Below are 20,140 nucleotides of genomic sequence, written 5' to 3'. Positions count from 1 at the left end.
GATTTCATGGGCATTTACCCAAAATCCGATGAATATCATTAAAATAAGTAGCCGTGTTCTCATAGTATTGTTTTTATTGATTTGATATCCAAAACATGCTACTAACTGGCGACAAGGTTAACTTTGCCGTTGTATAGTCTTGATTTTCAATGGATTTTTGTTTGACATTCTTGACGGGATGGATATCACCTGTATGAGGGTCTGCTTCGAATAATTTCAGTTTTCCTCTTACGGTTACCTCTGTATTAATGACCTCATCACTGGAGTTGGAGAAAAAATAAATATGTCTCCCATCCTTGATTTTATGAATGTAGTTGAATTTTCCAAAATCAGTGGCCAAAACAGGGTTGGATCCAAATTGCACATCTTGGGTAGGTCCGTTCTCCAATGCTTTGGCCAATAACGCTGGAGTTGGGTTGGGAACATGAATGGCCAGACCACCCTTTTCATTGGTATTTACCACGAACTCCTCGGTTGTTGTTCCTGTTGCCTCCACATTAAAAATGGACTTAATCAACGCCTGTACTTCATTATCTTGGCCCATTTCAGCAGCTTTAAAGGGTAACTGGCCTGTTGAAATCACAAATCCACCTTTATCGTAGTAGTCTTTGAGTTTTTGTAAACTTTTTACCGAGGCGATTTTGCATCCGGTTAGAATTAAGGTGCTGTAGGTCTGTTTGTTTTCGGTATTGTTGAGACTCAACGAACCTTCTTCGATACTATATTTTTCATCTAGGAAAAACTCGGGATGGATAAACGTAAAATCTTGTCGTAAGTCGTTGGTCAACATGCCGCTAATTTCCTGGTAATTGGTTTCTGGCGATATAAAAAAGCCCTGTCGGGGATTAGCAGGGTCTTCAAAACGGTACCAGCCCGCCAATTCCTCAAAAGGATAAAACACTCCTATTTCCGATACCCGTTTGCCGCCTTGGAGTAGCATACAACTACGACCCACAAATTCAGAATAGTTGGGCAAAGCAGGGGCCAGTTTTTCACTGTATGGCGAAACTAAAGGCGGAATATACACCTGCTCCGGATTATACCATAGCCCATGGGGCACCACAAAATTCACGCCCCGAGAGAAGAGGTCCATTGCCGAGCGATAGAGCATCAAGGAGTCAAAAGATTTTTCTTTGTACGCCCCATAGATTTCTGTGGACACCACAGGTCTGTCATAATAATCAGCCGCCGAACTGATGAGTTTGTGCCCATTTTGACCAAACTGATATCCAATAATGGCATCCGTTAATGGCATGGCCATATGCCTGTAGAATTTAAATATGTCGGCATTCATATCAATCGGAGTTGGGTCATAATTCCCCGGGGGATGCCCCGTATCCTCCAAGCCATTTTCTATGGCCCATTCACCTACCAATTTTGGAAAACCTTCCGCCAACAATTCTGCCCGGGTTTTAAAAAAGGCATGTCGTACGGATTCCGTTTCGGGACCAATATTGTACCAAAGGGCAGGATACCAAGGTTTGGGGTCGTAACCATTGATTTCCTCAAATTTTTCGTTGAATGAGCCCGTCCATGTACGGGGGTGCTTCCAAAAGCCCACATCATCGAAAAATACTTTTCTGATGGTTTTCCCAAAATAGTCGCCAAAATTTCTTTGGTGAACTTCATAGGTCAGTTCCATGAGTTTACGCACCGCAGTAGTGTCCAAATAATCCACCACGGGATAGGCCTTATGATAGCTATCTTTTACCAAAACGAAGCTCATGACTTTCCATGTACCTGATGGCAGTTCATAACTCAAAAAATTATCTTTAATAAACGGAGTAAGTTCAATTCTTTCCAAAGTTTCGGTATTCATGGCCACTATGGAAAGTAGCTTTCCGTCCGGTAGTCTTTGATTGAATCGTATAGGGCCTTGCACCGTTTGTTCCACCTTATCCAAGCGTTTCATAGTATGTTCCGGATATAGCTCACCTAATTGACCACCTGCCATACCACTGGGAAAGTCATTATCGTCATATAAAATCACCTCCATATCCAATTCTTCAGCAGTCTCTAGTACATCTTGAAAACGTGCTAAATATTCAGGCGATAGAAATTTAGGCGTAGTACCGGGTCTTCCATCATTTTTAGGGGCCAGAGGCAAAACGCTTATACCACTAAAACCACCCAATTCCTTGGCATCTTTCATCTGCCGGCGAATACCCTCAGAAGTCAATTCTCCATTAATATGCCAAAAGGGCATAGGTTTAAAGGCGTTAGGTGGATTTTTAAAATCATCAACAAGCGTTTTTGGCAACGCATTATTTTCTTTACTGCACGACATGAGAACCATCCCAAGCACTAAAAAGCATAAAAGATATTTAAAGAAGAAGGATTGATTCATATTTAATCTTTTGTGGTTTGACTGCCCCACCAATCTTCATTGGGCTGAAAATTGGGTTCAAGTATTTCCAAACGTTGTTGCTCCAAAGCTTTCCGCTTTTCTGTAGCCATTCGCTCTAAATAAACCCGTTCCTTTGCAGCATCGTAAAGTGGGTCTTTTTCGGGAAACTTAGCATCTACCCCATTCAAGAAATCCATTAGCTCTTCATACAAAACCTTTGTGAGTTCTAGATTTTCCTCTGATATATTATTCTTTTCTGAAATATCCCTTTCCAAATCATACAATTCGTTCCGACCATCTTCATAGTAATGAATGAGTTTCCATTTCCCCTTTCTAATAATGGAGGAGGGTTGCCCACCTTGGTTTCCATAATGCGGGTAATGCCAGATTAGGCTTCTCTCTTTTGTGGGCAATCCGCCCATCAGCGGAAGAAGACTAATTCCATCTTGATGTTGGGCAGGCATCAATTCCGCTTCAACAGCATCTAAAATGGTTGGATAGAGATCGGCCGCGGTTACCGGCACATTGGTCTCAACCACCTGATTCTCGAGCCAAGGGATTTTTATGAGGTAAGGCTCTTTAATACCTCCCTCAAACTGATAACCTTTACCCCCACGTAACGGAAGGTTGGATGTTGCATAATTATCCCCAGAAGCTACGCCTCCATTATCCGAAGTAAATACCACCATGGTGTTCTTATCTAGCCCCAGTTCCTCTAGCGATCGCAAAACATGACCCACGGCATCGTCCATACTTTCGACCAATCCGCCATAAATGGGATTGTCTTGAACCTGGCGTATGGGCAGCACGGCCTCCATGCCATAACCCGATGCTGCCAACCCGTTGGCTGCAGCTTTATTTCGGTATTTGTTCCATTTTTCTTGGGTAGTCTGTATGGGTGCATGCACGGCATAAAAAGAAAGAAAGGCAAAAAAGGGTTGTTCTTTTTGGTCCTTCATAAAGGCTACGGTTTCTTTTGCCAACCGCATACTTAAATTTTCACCAGGCTGTCCGTTCTTTAGCTTTGGATTGTTATACGGGGCAAAAAACCCCCCTTTTGGACTACCGGAGTCCCAACCGCCTACATTGTACTCAAATCCATGGTCATCTGGCCAGGAACCTTCGCCGCCTAAGTGCCATTTACCAGCAAAAAAAGTGGTATACCCTTGTTCCTTAAGGGCCTCAGCTAAAGTGATATCTTCTGAAGGCAATTGCCTTACGTATTCCGGTGGCAAAAGCTGGTTGAATCTATTCCTCTTTCGCCATTCTGCACCTGTGGGAGCTCCAATCCAATCGGTAATTCCATGACGAGCAGTAAATTTCCCTGTCATAATACTGGCCCTGGACGGACTGCAAACCCTAGAGTTGGCATAGCCCTCGTTAAAAATGGTACTTTCTTTTGCCAAAGCATCTATATTGGGGGTTTCATAAAATTTGCTGCCCCTGAAACTTAGGTCGTTATACCCAAAATCGTCCACAAGAATGAACAAGACATTTTTGGTTGGTTTTACGTCTTGCTCACATCCTACAAAAAATAAGGCACAGAGAATTCCTATGAATTTCCTCATTGTAACCAAGCCGAAATCTGAAATATATCTTGCCATCTATTGTTATTTATTTTCGATGGAACTCAGCAAAATGTGTTTCACATCAGCCACCGTTCCCAATCTTAAACCTCCATTAGTTGCGCCTGTAATCCAATACAGCACCATCCCTGCATCCGAGCAGTCCCATTTTCCTTTTTGAAATCTGACTACATCGTCCACCTCAGCAATCTTGCCTTGCAGCCAAACCCATTGCACTCGTGGGTCCGGATGGTTTTTGGCCCAATCCCAATTTTCAATATTCACCTTTAGGTTCACGTTTTGGTCGGGAATACGCACTTCTTCCACCCCGTAATCCAAAATCTGTTGCCACGAATAAAAATCACCGGCATCATCATTGGCAGGATGATGCGTCACCACTTTCACATATGGGTGTTTTGCTTTGTTTGAAGCATCCAAAGCGAGTCCGATAATATCAGGCTCCCCAGCTTCAACGATCCACAAAGGGTCATCGGCAGAAGAAGCATTTATCGCATTTGCCAAATCAGCTACGGTTTTTTCTTGTTGCCACTTGGCATCAAAAAAAGTGAGGTCATCAAATCCGCCCCACCGCCTAGCGGTTACATCACAAGCAGATTGCATAAGGGCATGACGTTCTCTTTCTGCGCGTTCAGATATACGTTCCACACGTACCAGATCACAGCTATGGGAGTAATGTACCAACCTATCCTCTAGGCCTGCGGCACGTAATAAGGAAAGGGAAACCGCAGTACCTCCCAAATCATCAGGATCAGGTGAATTTCCGTCAGCAACTATGGCAATGCGTCCTTTTGGGGGATTAATTGAAGGTGGATTGGTATTACCAGAAACTAATATTCCTGGGGCATTACTAACTAATATTCCCCGCCCCACGGGAGCAAAAATCAATCCCGACCAACGGGCCCTGGCCCATTCATTACCGTCTTTACTGCCTATTTTGGCCTTTACGGTAATCCTATCACCAGTTTGTAAGTTTACTTTCTCCCAAACCTTGTTGGAACCGTTTCCTTCAAAAAACAGTTTCTGTGATAGTTTGGGCGAGAAGGTTCCCAATTCTTTATCGTTAATCAACACCGTAAATTCGGATTGCCCATCATTTTCGCCTACCCCAACAAATACCACGTCATATAAACCACTTTTAAAGTTGAAATCCACTGAAGTGGAAGCTTCTTTGTTTTTATTGGGATTAATGGCAAACCACCTACCGCCTGCGTCTTTATAAAATCCTGTGTTTTGCATTGGAAAGTCAGCAACAGGCAATGTTTTATTTTCAATTACCGAAGTGCTTATGGTTTCGTAATAGGAAGGCTCCGGCCATTTGATTCTTGCTGGAGGACCTATCTCAGATGGTACAAAATCCTTATCTGTGGTCAATAGGAATCTATCCATCGCAAAACCATCCTCACGCATACTGAATTCAATGTTGTGATAGCCCGCTGCGGGAATATCGAGGTAAATTTCATTAGAAACTCCACAATGCTCCTCTTTTGTACGTTGCTTGCTAGCCCACGTCCACTGGTTTTTTCCATCGCACCATTGCATACGCTGCCCGTGCTCTGGCCATTGACCATTGATTCCTACATGTACACTATTATCTTCACTGCCTGAACTAAATGCCCTAGACCATACGTAATAGCGCCCCGGGGTATTTATTTTAACACGATAGGTAACGATACCTAAAGCACCTGCTTCATTTGAAAAATTCTCACCCTTTATTAATCTATCGACATGTGTTACCCTAGTATCGGGCAATAGTTGAATATAGCCGTTATTACCAGTTCCAAGGCTATGGTTTTCTTTATTGGTGTTTGCTGATTCGTGCTTGTTGAAGCGGTACCATTGGCGCGTATCGGACTTTTGTTGTTTATAGTAGAATTCTGCTTCTACGGCAACCATTCCATCCTTTTCTTCAAAAAAGTGTTGTTCTTCCAAAAGGGGTAAGGACAAGACTGATTCTTGTGCCTCTAAAATGCTTATCTGCAACAAAAATGCAAACGCCAATGCGAATTTCATATTCATGTTTTAGTACTCTTTTAATCTTATATTTCGATAGGCAATGGTCATGGGTGGTCCTGTATGTACCTGTACCCCAATCAAACCTTTGTTTTTTCTATTCTCCTCATCGTTATCGATAACCACACTCATCACCTGACCATTAATAATATGTACCATAGTATTGTCTCGAACAATGATATGGCATATGTTCCAATCTTCATCATTGATAAATTCAAGCAAATCGTCTTTATCACCAATAGTGCCGTAGGCTTGAGGTTCTGTTTGATTTTTAATTTGTGAAAACTGCCCGCGCAAGGCTAAAAATTTTCGCCCTCGTTCCTCATAATTTTGACCGCTCCAACGGCCACCACCATCAATGTCACATTGATACCCCTTTAGCGCATGAGGGGTGTCTTCAACTTCCACACTTCTGTAGTTAATACCTGAATTTCCGCTTTTTGAAACCTTATATTCTAGTTTGAGTTCAAAATCAGCCGGTTGCCCCCCACGCCAAATTAAAAAGGAGTTTCGCTTCAGTAAGGTTTCCGAAGTAACCTCCCCAATAATATTGCCATCTTCTACGCGCCAATAGGTGGGGTCGCCTTCCCAATCGTTTAAGGTTTCTCCATCGAAGATGGAGGTAAAACCTATGGAATCCTCTTCAACCAACTGTGGAAACTTATGTTGTGCACGAAGTTGAAGGGCATAAAAAATCAAGGCCATCATAAAAAGCCATTTGAAACCCCTTAGTGTTTGCTTATTACCATTCAATTTTTAAAGTTTTTATGAAGTCATTGGCTTCGAGCAAGCTAGTGTTTTGACCTAATTATGCTATCCTGTGGTGTTTGGTACAAATTAAAATTTAGTACCAATCATGCTGACATGAGACTACAGGATAGTTTACGGTCAATAAAAGATAACTTTAGACCTATGCTTAATAAATCAAATACTAATGAAAAAAACTGACGTAAAACACTATTTTCCAAGGATATGCTTTCTATTTCTTTTTGTCTTTTTGACAAGTTGCATGGAAGAAAACAAAGACCATCTAACCTCCATATTCGATGGTGAGACCTTAACGGGATGGCATACCCTGGGCGGTGAGGCTACCTATCGTGTTGAAAATGGAGAAATCATTGGAACTACAGTTGCCAATACCCCAAATACGTTTTTGGTTACCGATTCCATTTATTCCGATTTTATTTTGGAACTTGATTTTAAGACCGATTCCGTTTCCAATTCTGGGGTACAGATACGTAGCAATAGTTATGATTGGTACCGAGATGGCATTGTTCATGGATATCAAGTGGAAATAGACCCGTCTGAACGCTCTTGGAGCGGAGGTATTTATGATGAAAAGCGCCGAAAGTGGTTGCATCCATTAGAAGGTAATGAAGCGGCACAAAAAACGTATAAGCCCAACGATTGGAACCATTTTAGAATCGAAGCCATTGGTGACACCTTAAAAACATGGATTAATGGTGTACCTGCATCACATTTAGTGGACGAAATGAACCAAGAAGGTTTTTTAGGCCTTCAAGTACACAGTATTGGCAAAAAAGGAAAACCTGGGGTCGATATCAAATGGCGAAATATTGAGTTTATAACGGAAAATCTTAATCAATATACCCAACCGTCACCCCTACCGGCAGTTGTCACGAAAAACCAACTCACTTTTGAAGAAAAAAAATCGGGCTGGCAACTACTTTGGGATGGAAAAACCACAAACGGGTGGCGTGGTGCCAAATTGGAGGAATTCCCAGAAAAAGGATGGGAAATCAAGGATGGTGTACTCAGTGTACTTGCAAGTGGTGGAGCGGAATCTGCCGCGGGTGGTGATATTGTCACCAAGGCAATGTATGCCAACTTTGAACTTAAAGTCGATTTTAAAATCACCGAAGGTGCAAACAGCGGCATCAAATATTACGTGGATACCGAACTGAACAAGGGTGAAGGATCTTCGATAGGATTGGAATACCAGATTTTGGATGATGAGCGTCACCCCGACGCAAAAAAGGGTAGTCATGAAGGTAGCCGAACAGTGGCATCATTGTACGATTTGATTCAGGCCAACCCCAATAAACACATGAATGCCGTTGGAGAATGGAACACCGCACATATCGTATCAAAAGACAACACGGTTGAACACTGGCTCAATGGTGTTAAGGTTTTGGAATACGAACGTGGTAGTGACGAGTTCTTAAAATTGGTAGCGGAAAGCAAATACAAAGACTGGCCAAATTTTGGACTTTTGGAAAAAGGCAATATTCTTTTACAGGACCATGGCGACCTAGTTTCCTTTAAAAACATTAAAATAAAGACTTATGAGTAAGCAAAATAGTAGGAGAAGTTTTGTGAAGAAAACAACTTTGGGGACCATAGGTCTAGCAAGTGCTTCATCAATGGGTATGAGTGCCCAAAGCTATAAGAACATTATGGGGGCCAATGACCGTTTGCATGTAGCCATTGCAGGTTTGGGCCGAAGATTAGGTGCCTATTACGCCCCCATCGCCCATAAGGATAGCAACGTTCGGTTAACATATCTGTGTGATGCCAAACAGAGTCAAATGACCAAAGCAGCAGAAAAGTTTGCAGAACATATCAAATATAAACCCACCTTAGAACAGGATATTTTCAAAGTGCTTGATGATGACAAGGTAGATGTTTTAATCAATGCCATGCCCGACCATTGGCATACCCCTGGAGCCATTATGGCCATGAAGGCCGGTAAGCATGTATATGTTGAAAAACCCAGTAGTTGCACCATGGAGGAGAACGAACTTCTCGTAGCGGCAACCAAAAAGTATGGGAAGATTGTTCAGATGGGCAATCAGCAACGTTCATCGGGACATACTCAGCAAATCATCCAAAAAATTCATGAAGGTACTATTGGAGAAGCCTACAAAGCTATAGCATTCTATAGCAATGGTCGTGGGGAAGTACCCAATCAGCAAAAAGCCGCTGTGCCTGAGGGATTGGACTGGAATCTATGGCAAGGTCCAGCGGTGCATCGGGAGTATACGTCAGAAACTTGGAACTACAATTGGCACTGGTACGGTTGGAACTATGCCACCGCCGAAATGGGTAATAACGCAACCCACGAATTAGATGTGGCTAGATGGGCTTTAAATGTGGACTTACCGCAATTGGTGGAAGTAGAGTCTGACAAAAGGCATTTTAAGGATGATGGCTGGGAGATGTACGATACCATGTTGGCCCGTTTTACTTTTGAAGGGAACAAGCAAATTGAATGGGACGGCAAAAGCCGAAATGCTTACAATACCTACGGTAGTGGCCGTGGGGTAATCATTTACGGAACCGAGGGTACCGTTTTTGTAAACCGAGGTCATTATAGACTTTTTGATAGAAAAGGACAATTGGTTGAAGAAGTGAGCAGTGGCGGTGAAGAAGGAGGCGTTGCCCTTGGTGGTGGTGGCGATATGTCTACACTTCATGTGCAAAACTTTTTCGATGCCATTCGTGGGAAAACAAAGTTATACGCACCTATTGAAGATGCCAATATATCCATGGCAATGGTGCATTATGCCAATGTTTCTTCGCGAATAAAACAAAACTTTGAAGTAGATGATATAAAAGGTACCATGTTCAACAGGGATGCCATGAACCATTGGGGCAAACCTTATGAGGAATCTTGGAAAAGTAAATTTTTAACCCTTTAGATTATATCTAAACATTAGCCATGAAACCATCATTGCGAATATGCCAATGATGGTTTTTTTTTACACTCTTTTAGCATAGTTATTGGTTCAAGTAACTCCTGAGAGCAATCGACGCTTTTGGTTCTGATGTAAAAGCTATCATAATTTCACTACATCTCCTGCAAGCATTATTATTTTCTGAGCTACTGTGCCATTTTCAATTCTTTCGGTAGAAGGTTGTGCCCCACCTACTGATATGGCATACGCTCCAGGTTGAATAACTTTTTGCCCCTGCGTGGTCACACTACTTAACTGGTCTTTAGCAATCGTAAACGACACGGTTTTCTTTTCTCCCGGTTGCAATGAAACCCTATCAAAGGCTGCGAGCGTTTTATGCGGATTAAATTCATCGGCATTCGTGTTTTGAACGTAGACCTGTACGATCTCGTCACCTTTTACTTTACTGGTATTTTGAACATCAACCGTTACGGTAACCTCATCACCAGTCTTCTGCTCATCAGGAATGTTCAGATTACTGTATTTAAAGGTCGAATAGCTCAAGCCATATCCAAATTCATACAAGGGTTCTCCTTTAAAATAACGATAGGTTTTCCCTCGCATATCATATTCGCTAAAAGCAGGAATATCATTGATGTCTTTATAAAAAGTTACAGGTAGCCTACCCGATGGATTATAATCTCCGAAAATAACATCGGCTATAGCAGTACCACCTGCTTGACCTGGGTACCAAGCCTCAATAATGGCCGGGATATTTTCTTGCTCCCAATTTATGGATAGTGCACTACCATTCAACAACACCAATACAGTTGGTTTGCCTAAGGCTGCAATTTTCTTTATCAAATCAGATTGGGTTTTTGGCAATTTGGTATGTACCCGGTCACCACCAGAGAACCCGTCTACCTTAACTTTCATTTCTTCTCCCTCTAATAACGGGCTGATACCCATACATAATACTACAGCGTCTGCATCTTTAGCCAATGCGATAGCTTCTTCTTCTAGATTGTCTTTTGGTGCTTCCCAAAGCAATCTCATAATAGAGTGTTCCGTCTTATTTTGGGTACATTCAAATCGGATATCATACTTCTTATCCGCCTTTAAGGTGACGTATTCGTATATTTTCTTCGGATGGTGTACATCATTACGCTCCATCAATAATTCATCGTCCAAAAACAATTTCATAGATGAAAAAGCTTCACCACCAAGAGCATATGATCCTGTTTTATCCACAGTAAGTACCCCGGACCAACGTACCGCATACGTGTCTGGATCCATGTCCTCAAAAGGAGGTGTTGTGCGCCAAGTAAAATCAATTGTCTTATCAATTCTGGTATGTTTTGGTTCCCCTTCAAAAGTGATATTATTAAAATATTCTCCTTTAAGACCACTTGTCTTTAGTGAACTATCTGAAAACAATACCGACTCTGGCATAGCTTCAAAAACTGGCAATCCTTCTGCCAACTTACATCCTATGGCATAAGAGACTTCTGCATTCGGCAACTTATTTCTTAAACCGTCTAAAGGAGTAATTGGTGTGGTTGGATACCCATTGTAATTGCCCAACAACACTTCTAAATCATCAGCATTGGAACCTATAACGGCAAGTTTTTTTGTTTTTGCTTTATCAAGTGGTAAAATCTTATTTTCATTTTTTAATAACACCATAGATTTTCTGGCTGTCTCAAGGGCTGCCAGTTGGTGCTTTTCAGAGTCAACTACATCATAAGGAATATCAGCATATTTTACCGCCCCTTCAGGAGCAAATAAGCCCAATCTTAGACGAGCAACAATTAATCGTTCCAAAGAAACATCAAGCTCTGCTTCTGAAATCAAGCCATCTTTCACGGCTTCAACTAAGGCTGGGTATGAATTACCACAGTTTAAGTCGGTTCCTGCCTTTACGGCTAATGCAGAGGCCTCTTTTGCATCTTGACTTATGTGATGCGCATTTTCATCATAAAAGTCTCTAATGGCCCAACAATCGGAAACGATATAGCCTTCAAAGCCCCAATCGTTCCGTAACAATCCGCTTAATTCTTGATTACCACAACAGGGTTCACCATTGTAACTATTATAAGCACACATAATGGAATACACATCGGCTTCTTTCACCACTTTTTCAAAATGTGGGCTATAGGTATTTAAAAAATCTTGAGGACTGGGCACTGCATTGAATCGATGACGATCAGCTTCTGGCCCACTATGCACCGCAAAGTGTTTTGCTGTGGCAACCAATTTTAAATAATTGGGGTCGTCACCTTGCAATCCTTTTATAAAACGAACGGCCAGTTCACCTGCCAAATAGGGGTCTTCCCCATAGGTTTCCATACCACGGCCCCATCTTGGATCACGAAAAATATTGATGTTTGGTGTCCAATACGTAAGGCCTTGGTAAATGCCTCTTTTACCTTTTGAAGCAAAATCGTGATGTTTGGCACGCGCTTCGTCTGAAATAATTTCTGAAATAAAAGACATGTTCTCTTTATCAAAAGTTGCCGCTAACCCTATAGCCTGTGGAAACACAGTGGCACGCCCTGCCCTACCAACACCATGCAAACACTCATTCCACCAGTTATATTCCGGTATACCCAAGCGTTCTATAGCAGGGGATTCATAACTCATTTGCGACACTTTTTCTTCAAGTGTCATTTGAGCAACCAAGTCTTTTGCTTGCTGTTCAAATTCAGACTTACTGATGATTTTTACATTATCTGCCTCTTTTTTTGTTTCTGAGCAGCCCACTAAGAAACAAAAGATTACCAGAGCACTTCCTATGATTTTAACCGAATTCATACGTATTATATTAGTTGAACTATTTGTCTTTATTATTATTTTTTAACCTATTTACGACCTATTACTCCTTATTTATTCTAAAGCTTGAACAAAGCCTGAAAAAGCTTCCTTTCGTTTAAAATTGGCATCAAACAACAAGGGCCAATCTGGAAAACCATATCGCGGTGTAATCCAAGACTCATCATCCTTAAGTCCCCAAACTGTTAGGGCGTATTTTAAGTTTTCAGGTATCTTATTATATACTGAAACCACTTCGTAAACTTTTTTTGCCTGCGCTTGGTTACGTTGTTCTGTAAGTTCAGTTACATCCCCTTTCGGATTTGTTTTTATATCCAACTCCGAAAAATGGATTAAAAGACCACGATCTACAGCTAGATTGGTCGCAGTTTGAAGCGTAGTCTTGCTGGGAAAGTTATAATCCAAATGCATTTGGTATCCTACGCCGTCAATCAAGTTTTTGTTCTTTAAACCATCGATGAGCTTAAAAGCACCCTGTTGCTTTTGAACGTCATGTTCTAAGCCGTAATCGTTGTAAAACAATTTGACCTTATTGTCCGCTTTTCGCGCAAATTCAAAACACTTTTCTACATAATTTAGTCCCATTCGTTCTAAAAACAAGGATTCCCGCATTTTGGTAGTATTGTCTGCAATGGCCTCATTCACCACATCCCACGAATCTACCTTACCCTTATACCTTTTAACCACAGTGGTAATGTATTGCCCTACTATGGCTTCAAATTGGGCATTGGTACCTTTAAAGTTTTCCAATACATCAGGTATGCTTTCGTGCCAAACCAAAGCATGTCCATGAAGGTTCATTCCGTTATTTTCCGCAAAATCAACAATAGCGTCTGATTGTGTCCAATCATATATAATCTTCATATTTTCATCAATACCCTTAAAAATGCTTTTCATCTTCATGGCATTTTCAGCTGTAATGCTATTGAACTCTCTGGTATAAACACTACTATGGTCTGTAGCCCTTACTCGATCAGGATTGACAGCAACCCCAACAAAAAAATCTTTAGCAGCGGTTTTTAGTGTTGTGCTTTCAGGTATCACAATATTTGGTTGGTATCCTTGGGCAGTCACGTTTTCTTTAACCACCAATTGCACATTATCAAATTGGACCACTTGCTTTTTTGGTCCTTGTTCAGGGTTAATACCTACCTTCACTCGACCAACTTTTGTGAAATCTATGGTCTTTTCGTGATTATTAGGATCATAGGCATACCCAAAATCAGCTAGATTTATTTCTAAAGATTCCCACTCACATGTCTCTTTTGTAAAAGTATATTGCCAATTCACTTCATTTTTACAGCAATCATTAGGACCATCTACCAAAACAATATTTACAACCGTTCCCGGTGCTCCACCACAATTGACATCAAGCCTTAAAAAAACATTGTCTATGGTCTTACCTTTCAATTTCTTTTTGGGAATCAATCTAAAAGTGATGCCGGATTGGCTTACCACATAACCTTTATCAGAGGTGCCGTTCCAAGCCAACTCATAATACTTGCCATCTCTAAGGGAATTATTTCTTTGGACACCGTTCAATCCTAAATCACCAAAAGATTCCCAAGTACTTGGTAAAATTCCACCTCCATCAAAATCAGTGACCAAGAACACTTCTTCAGTCTGCGCAAACAATAAACAGACACAAAAAAGTGAAGGAATCAGTATAATCGCTTTTTTAGTATTCAGAAGAAAATTCATCTACTCTTTGTATTTAACCGTAACCTTGAGTTAGTTATATCTACCAAACCACAAATTATATGGTTTAGTGATCGCCCGATTTTTCATAAAAAATAAATTTTAAGAGCGATTTTTTTTAACAAAAAGTTTTTTGATTTGTTTAAAAAGTAAGGCGAGTAATAAACCAACTCGCCTTACTTCTTATGAATATATGTCTTAAGTCCTATTCAGGACAAGAACCTAAATTATCAATATAAAATGTACCGGCAACATTTTCACCAGGTGCTATAAAGAAGGTTGGTTGATTATATTGCCCTGTTGGCACAAAAGGCGCGCCAGTGGGAACTCCGAGAGCTTCACCTTCAGCAACAAAACCAGCAGTGGCATTAGCGAAATCAAAACGCAACTCTTCCCATCCAGTTCCCCCGTGCGCTACCGCAACTTCCACTTCACGTTCGGTCTCGTTGTTTGTAGGGTTTTGTTGCATGTTCAGTCTGACAGTAACTTCCGCCTCTGACCAAAATAATACACGAACCACCTTATCGTCTGCAGCGAAGTTGGTTGGTGTTCCTAATACGGTTCCGAAGCCATCAAAGTTACCTCCGCCATCTTGTACGATTTCCAAAACGTTATTTGATTCGGGATTTGCCCCTGAAGGATCGGGATTGGTAACCGTTTGCACCGTTACACCATTAAAACCAAAGAACTCTTCACCATTATCTAAAGTAACTGGGGTCTCGAAAATCGCAGTACAAGGATCTGGTTCTTCCACCTCTTCTTCTTCACCAACCGGTGGAGGCGCTGCACCGCCGTCTGGGCACACACCAACGTTATCCAAATAGAACGTACCTGAAACGTCATCACCAGGGCTTATGAACATTTGGAATCTAATATAGTCACCAGTCGGAACAAAAGGAACAAAATCTGGAATACCCAATGCGCCATCAGGGCTACCTGTGAAGCCAGCAGTTGCAGTAGAGAAATCAAAACGAAGTTCTTCCCATCCTGAACCAGTATGTATTAAGTTAACCTCGGCTTCACGCTCAGTTGTATTGTTTGGATCTTGCTGTACTGTAAGTCTTAAAGGAATTTCCCTATCTGACCAGAATGTCAATCGAACAATCTTATCAGCTGCGGTAAAGAGCGCAGGAGACGTCATTTGAACGCCAAAGCCATCAAAGTTTCCACCTCCATCTTGTGTGATTTGCAAAACATTAGATTCTGATGGATTGGCTCCAGATAGATCAGGATTTGGCACCACCGACACTTCGGCGCCGTTGAAACCAAATTCAAAGGCACTGGGGCCGTCAGCATCCCAAGTAACCGGGGCACTGAAAATCTGAGTACAAGGGTCTGCAGGCGGTACTACTTCAAAACGTTCTTCCGTCACCAAATCATTGGGTGCAATGGCGCGTACGATTGCAAAAAAGTTTTCATCCGCTTCCGGATATAAAAAAGTAACAGATTGTTGAATACCTATTAATTTGGCAGGCTCTCCAGGAATTCCAGACAACACTTCGAATGCGGTGGCCCCCATAGCAGTAGGACTTATGGTCACCGAAAAGGGCGCTTCTTCATTATTAAAAACTATGTTGGCTCGAACCTCGGAAGGAGGAGCCCCCTCCTGTAAAACGGCTTTAAACTCATTTTTCTCACATGAGATAAATAGAATTAATAGGAGGCCAAGAATAAACGATTTCATATTTCATTAACTTTAATAAATCAAAAATGAATATAGTTTTTTAACTCTTATTAACATTCTTTTAGTTACATCCAAAAAGACTCTTTGCAACATATGAGGGATAAATTGCTACAAATTTTATTTTTCTCGTTAAAACTTAAGTTCAATTTTACAGTAAACAAGACTTACAAGCAATGTACCTAATGATGAAGCATTCAAAGCGCTTAGTACAACTAGCGGTCGTTATCTTACTTTTTACAACAAACATTGTTCAATCACAATTTGATCAAGAGGATTTTGAATTTCATACTGCTGAAAAAAACTTGTTTCAACGACCGGTAACGGCCATGGTCAAAGATCATAATGGTTTTATTTGGATTGGCACAGATGGTGCTGGCCTCTATCGTTTTAATGGTCTTTCATACACCTACTTTGGGCATGAGCTCAATAACAAAAATAGCATTAGTAGCAATACCATCAATTCATTGTTCGTAGATGCAAAAGGCGGTCTTTGGGTCGGCACCAACGCCGGTATGAGTAAATACGACAAACTCAAAAATGAATTTGTAAGAATCTCGAATAAGACATACCAAAACTCAGATAATTCTTTTATCAACGTACTCTGCTTTGCTGAATTTGAAGGAACTATTCTCGTTGGAACATATGACGGCATAAAAAAAATCGACCTATCCAATCTTTCCATAAAAAACTATGCAATCCCAGGAAATGCGATACTCGATTTAAAATTTTCAACCAAGGGCAACCTTTACATTGCAACCAATAAAGGATTAAAGACCGAACAATACTTTAATAAAGGTACCATAAAAGACCTACCGGTAGCTAGGTCGAAAAGTATCTTTAACATCACTAAACTTCATATAGACCAAAAGGAAAACCTTTGGATAGGAACTGTCAAAAATGGCGTATTTACAATCGACCTGAAAAAACCGAGAAAGACAGCAAAAAAAATCAACGTGGCCAATAACAAGGTTATGGCCATTACAGGGAATGAAAACACAACATTCATAGCTATTGAAAATGAGGGTTTGGCAATTCTGAATGATGATGGCAGTTTGTTAAAAAACTTAAAGTATGATCCAAAAAACAAACAGGGTATAGGGTCTGATTCGGTTTGGTCATTATTATATGATAACGAAAACAGGCTTTGGTTAGGTTATTATGAAGACGGCTTGGGTTTTCTCGACCAATACCATAATAAGTTCAAGGCCTTGAGAATGCAAGTTGGGAGTAATACGGTTCAATCCAATGACATTAGGGCTTTTGCCACTACGAGTAATGGTAATCTCTATATTGCCCAAACCAACGCCATCGATTATTTGAATACGACCTCAGGGCAAGTCACCGCAATTTACGGGAAAAAGAATACGTTATACACTGGTTTTCCGCAGGGTAATTTTATTGAAGACATATTCGTTGATAGTATGGATGGTCTATGGATTGCAACCTGGGGGAACGGAATTTATTGGTTAAAAAAAGGAAGCAAAACCTTCGTGAATTTCACAAAAAAGACTACTGGAGGGAAGCTTCGCACAGATAAAACCCAAAGTATTTCGGAAGATAGCCACGGTAGGGTTTGGATAGGTACTTTTTTAGAGGGCGTATGTTATTACGATCCGATAAAAAAAACGATAGAGATACCCTCCGGCGAGAAATATCAAAGTTCTCAATTGAATATTAAAGATATAAAGGTCATTCATCACGACAGTAATGGTTTTCTATGGGTAGGCACTTCTTCAGGGCTTTACCATATCAACGTTGCTAAAAAAACTGAATTTGATGTCGTTTCACACAATAACGCGATTTCATCAACTTTTGGTGGCCACCCGAGTTCCAATCAGATACTCGATATATACGAAACCCAAGACGGAACGGTTTGGTGCGGAACCAATGGAGGAGGTCTTTTCTCTTATAATCGAGAAACAAAAGGTTTTGAACGATTTAAGCTAGACGGTCAAGATTTGACCTATGTAAACGCAATTTATGAACCGGTCAAAAATGAACTCTGGCTCAGCAGTAAATTGGGTGTTCTAAAAATAGAAAGAGCGTTAAACAAAGTCACCAATTTTACAGTTCAAGATGGCCTTTTGAAAAACTTTCTTGCCGATGGGGCAATCGTTTTAGCAGGGGAAAACACCTTATATCTGGGCACAAAAAATGGACTAAACACAATTAATCCAAAGAACATACCTTCAAATCCAAATCTACCCAAACCTTATTTAAAAGGCCTACGAATTTTTAACAAAAAGGTAAATAGTCAAGATAAGGATAGTCCGCTACAAATCAGTGACAGTAAAAACACCGTCAAATTAAAACACCATCAAACGGCATTGACCATCGATTATGGTTCCATTAGTTATACGAGACCTGGCAATAATCAGTACGCCCATTACCTAGAAAATTTTGATGATACCTATAATTATGTCGGTACATCCACAATGGCAACATATACTAATTTAGAACCCGGAGATTATACGTTTTACCTCAAAGTGTCAAATAATGATGGGCTTTGGACCCCAGCCACAACCATTTTAACCATTGAAGTATTACCGCCATGGTGGCAAACCAAATGGGCGTACCTACTTTTCTTTATTCTGATTGGAGCATTGGTCACTACGATTATGTTATCCTACAGAAAAAGAATAGAAATAAAAAACACCCGCAGACTTGAAAGGGAAAGAAGGAAACAGAAAGTAGAACTCCAACAACAAAAACTCCAGTTTTTCACCAATATCTCACATGAGTTCAGAACGCCGTTGACCCTTATAATAAATCCGATCAAAGAGCTAGTGAACATGAACCAAACCGAGTTCACAAAAAATGTTCGTGAGAAACATCAAATCATTCATAAAAATGCAGATCGTTTGTCAAGGCTTATCAATGAGTTGATGGATTTTAGAAAATTGCAATCCGATAAACTTCAACTAATGCTCAGTCATTTTAAATTGACAGAGCAGACAAAGAACATTCTAAGTTTTTTCAATGAGGAAGCGCAAAGAAGGGCAATTCGTCTTGACCTTAAGTATGATGACATTAACCTTGAGGCATATGCCGACAAAGGCTTATTGGATAAGATTTTCTTTAATCTCCTTTCAAATGCCTTTAAGGTTACCCCAAATAATGGTCGGATCCAAGTAGAAATCCGCTCTAAAGGGCAAACAGTCTTACCGAACATAGATACCGAAAAATCGGTACCGGTCATTGAAATAAGCGTAAAAGATAGCGGTCCCGGCATAGATCAAAAAGAGTACAAAAAGATATTCAACAGGTTCTATCAAATTGGGGAGAAGAACAAAACCTATTACGGAAGTACAGGAATCGGTCTTGAAATGGTAAAAAGTTTCGTTGAACTCCATAGGGGCATTGTTGAAGTCGAAAGCATTTTAGGTAAGGGCTCAGTCTTTACAGTCATCATACCACATGGTGAAAAGTTCTTTGAAAAAGAATTGAATAAAACTGGAAGAACTACAAGTGCCATAATATCGAACACAATAAAATCGAAAAAGAAATATGACGTAAACGAGATATTGAGCGTCAAAGAGAGAAAAAAGACGCTGTTGATTGTCGAAGACAATCTTGATCTTCAAGATTATATAAGTTCAATCTTCAAGAATGAATATAAATTGGTTTTGGCATCAGACGGGCAAGAAGGTTGGCTAAAAGGCATTGAGCATGAACCTGATTTAATAATAACAGATGTTATCATGCCCATAATGGACGGCATTGAATTTTGTAAAAAAATCAGAAATAACGAAAAGCTAAGGCAAACCCCAATTATTATGCTGACGGCCAAGGCCCTGCCAAAAGATAGGGTCAAAGGCATTCAAATCGGTATCGATGCTTATGTGACCAAACCATTCGACAAAGAAGAGCTAGAAGCAATCGTTGCACAACAACTTAAGAAAAATGACCTCTCCAAATTACAGAAGGTAGCTGCAACACCAGTAAAAGAGCAAAAGAATCTTGTTGATTTTGATAATGATTTTATACAAAAAGTAGTCGATTTTATTCAAAGTAACATCGACAACCCTGACCTAAATGTTGAAATATTATCCTCACATCTTTGTCTTAGCAGAAGCCAGGTTTACCGAAAAGTAAAAAACCTGACTGGACTATCACCGATAACTTTTATTAGAAGAATCCGGTTGGAAAGAGCCCGAACATTATTGCAAAATGACACAAACTTGAATGTAAGTGAGGTTGCCCATAGTGTAGGATTCTTATCGGCTTCATACTTTACCGTTTGTTACAAAAAACAATTCGGCGAACTTCCGAAAAGGGGATAATAAGGGCATTCCTAAAAGACATTCATTCTTTAAACAAACAACAATTTCAATGTTATGCAACA

Annotated in this window: 10 protein-coding genes; 3 read left to right on the top strand and 7 right to left on the bottom strand. The window is 40.5% G+C overall.

The window, feature by feature from the left end; translation table 11 throughout:
- Positions 1 to 73: 73 nt before the first annotated feature.
- From HCO57_RS00570 to HCO57_RS00555, 4 genes are read right to left on the bottom strand one after another with little or no spacing between them, the layout of a single operon-like run.
- Positions 74 to 2,347 (bottom strand): glycosyl hydrolase, encoded by a 2,274-nt coding sequence (locus HCO57_RS00570; protein ID WP_167987374.1) that lies wholly within the window; start codon positions 2,345 to 2,347, stop codon positions 74 to 76.
- 2 nt (positions 2,348 to 2,349) lie between these two features.
- The gene (locus HCO57_RS00565; protein WP_245167514.1) at positions 2,350 to 3,951 is read right to left on the bottom strand and encodes a sulfatase; all 1,602 of its coding nucleotides are present in this window, start codon (positions 3,949 to 3,951) and stop codon (positions 2,350 to 2,352) included.
- 6 nt (positions 3,952 to 3,957) lie between these two features.
- Entirely contained in the window at positions 3,958 to 5,949 is a 1,992-nt protein-coding gene (locus HCO57_RS00560) for a hypothetical protein (RefSeq protein WP_167987373.1), read from the bottom strand.
- 3 nt (positions 5,950 to 5,952) lie between these two features.
- The gene (locus HCO57_RS00555) at positions 5,953 to 6,651 is read right to left on the bottom strand and encodes a DUF1080 domain-containing protein (RefSeq protein ID WP_167987372.1); all 699 of its coding nucleotides are present in this window, start codon (positions 6,649 to 6,651) and stop codon (positions 5,953 to 5,955) included.
- 301 nt (positions 6,652 to 6,952) lie between these two features.
- Here HCO57_RS00555 and HCO57_RS00550 point away from each other — a divergent pair, with 301 nt between their 5' ends.
- Both HCO57_RS00550 and HCO57_RS00545 read left to right on the top strand, forming a co-directional pair.
- Positions 6,953 to 8,257, top strand: coding sequence for a DUF1080 domain-containing protein (locus HCO57_RS00550; RefSeq protein WP_245167513.1), 1,305 nt, complete (start codon positions 6,953 to 6,955; stop codon positions 8,255 to 8,257).
- Complete coding sequence (locus HCO57_RS00545) at positions 8,250 to 9,605, top strand: Gfo/Idh/MocA family protein (RefSeq protein ID WP_136950770.1); 1,356 nt, start codon at positions 8,250 to 8,252, stop codon at positions 9,603 to 9,605. The genes HCO57_RS00550 and HCO57_RS00545 overlap by 8 nt, the downstream gene beginning before the upstream one ends.
- 138 nt (positions 9,606 to 9,743) lie before the next feature.
- Here the strand turns inward: HCO57_RS00545 and HCO57_RS00540 are convergent, their stop codons facing one another.
- From HCO57_RS00540 to HCO57_RS00530, 3 genes are all read right to left on the bottom strand, one after another.
- The gene (locus HCO57_RS00540) at positions 9,744 to 12,395 is read right to left on the bottom strand and encodes a glycoside hydrolase family 3 C-terminal domain-containing protein (protein WP_167987370.1); all 2,652 of its coding nucleotides are present in this window, start codon (positions 12,393 to 12,395) and stop codon (positions 9,744 to 9,746) included.
- A gap of 72 nt (positions 12,396 to 12,467) precedes the next feature.
- Entirely contained in the window at positions 12,468 to 14,114 is a 1,647-nt protein-coding gene (locus tag HCO57_RS00535) for an endo-1,4-beta-xylanase (protein ID WP_167987369.1), read from the bottom strand.
- A gap of 202 nt (positions 14,115 to 14,316) precedes the next feature.
- Positions 14,317 to 15,795 carry a hypothetical protein gene (locus tag HCO57_RS00530; protein ID WP_167987368.1) on the bottom strand — a complete coding sequence of 493 codons (1,479 nt, stop codon included), beginning with the start codon at positions 15,793 to 15,795 and terminating at the stop codon, positions 14,317 to 14,319.
- 182 nt (positions 15,796 to 15,977) lie between these two features.
- Here HCO57_RS00530 and HCO57_RS00525 point away from each other — a divergent pair, with 182 nt between their 5' ends.
- On the top strand, positions 15,978 to 20,078 hold the full coding sequence (locus HCO57_RS00525; protein WP_167987367.1) for a hybrid sensor histidine kinase/response regulator transcription factor: 4,101 nt from the start codon (positions 15,978 to 15,980) through the stop codon (positions 20,076 to 20,078).
- Positions 20,079 to 20,140: the final 62 nt, after the last annotated feature.

This window comes from Croceivirga sp. JEA036 (genome assembly GCF_011882165.1).
Taxonomy (GTDB): domain Bacteria; phylum Bacteroidota; class Bacteroidia; order Flavobacteriales; family Flavobacteriaceae; genus Croceivirga.
This window is presented reverse-complemented; position numbering and strand designations above follow the sequence as displayed.

What these genes read in the sequence shown, in the direction of transcription:
- HCO57_RS00570 (WP_167987374.1), bottom strand. Translation starts at nt 2,347, where the DNA reads ATGAATCAATCCTTCTTCTTTAAATATCTTTTATGCTTTTTAGTGCTT.
- HCO57_RS00565 (WP_245167514.1), bottom strand. Translation starts at nt 3,951, where the DNA reads ATGGCAAGATATATTTCAGATTTCGGCTTGGTTACAATGAGGAAATTC.
- HCO57_RS00560 (WP_167987373.1), bottom strand. Translation starts at nt 5,949, where the DNA reads ATGAATATGAAATTCGCATTGGCGTTTGCATTTTTGTTGCAGATAAGC.
- HCO57_RS00555 (WP_167987372.1), bottom strand. Translation starts at nt 6,651, where the DNA reads ATGATGGCCTTGATTTTTTATGCCCTTCAACTTCGTGCACAACATAAG.
- HCO57_RS00550 (WP_245167513.1), top strand. Translation starts at nt 6,953, where the DNA reads ATGGAAGAAAACAAAGACCATCTAACCTCCATATTCGATGGTGAGACC.
- HCO57_RS00545 (WP_136950770.1), top strand. Translation starts at nt 8,250, where the DNA reads ATGAGTAAGCAAAATAGTAGGAGAAGTTTTGTGAAGAAAACAACTTTG.
- HCO57_RS00540 (WP_167987370.1), bottom strand. Translation starts at nt 12,395, where the DNA reads ATGAATTCGGTTAAAATCATAGGAAGTGCTCTGGTAATCTTTTGTTTC.
- HCO57_RS00535 (WP_167987369.1), bottom strand. Translation starts at nt 14,114, where the DNA reads ATGAATTTTCTTCTGAATACTAAAAAAGCGATTATACTGATTCCTTCA.
- HCO57_RS00530 (WP_167987368.1), bottom strand. Translation starts at nt 15,795, where the DNA reads ATGAAATCGTTTATTCTTGGCCTCCTATTAATTCTATTTATCTCATGT.
- HCO57_RS00525 (WP_167987367.1), top strand. Translation starts at nt 15,978, where the DNA reads ATGATGAAGCATTCAAAGCGCTTAGTACAACTAGCGGTCGTTATCTTA.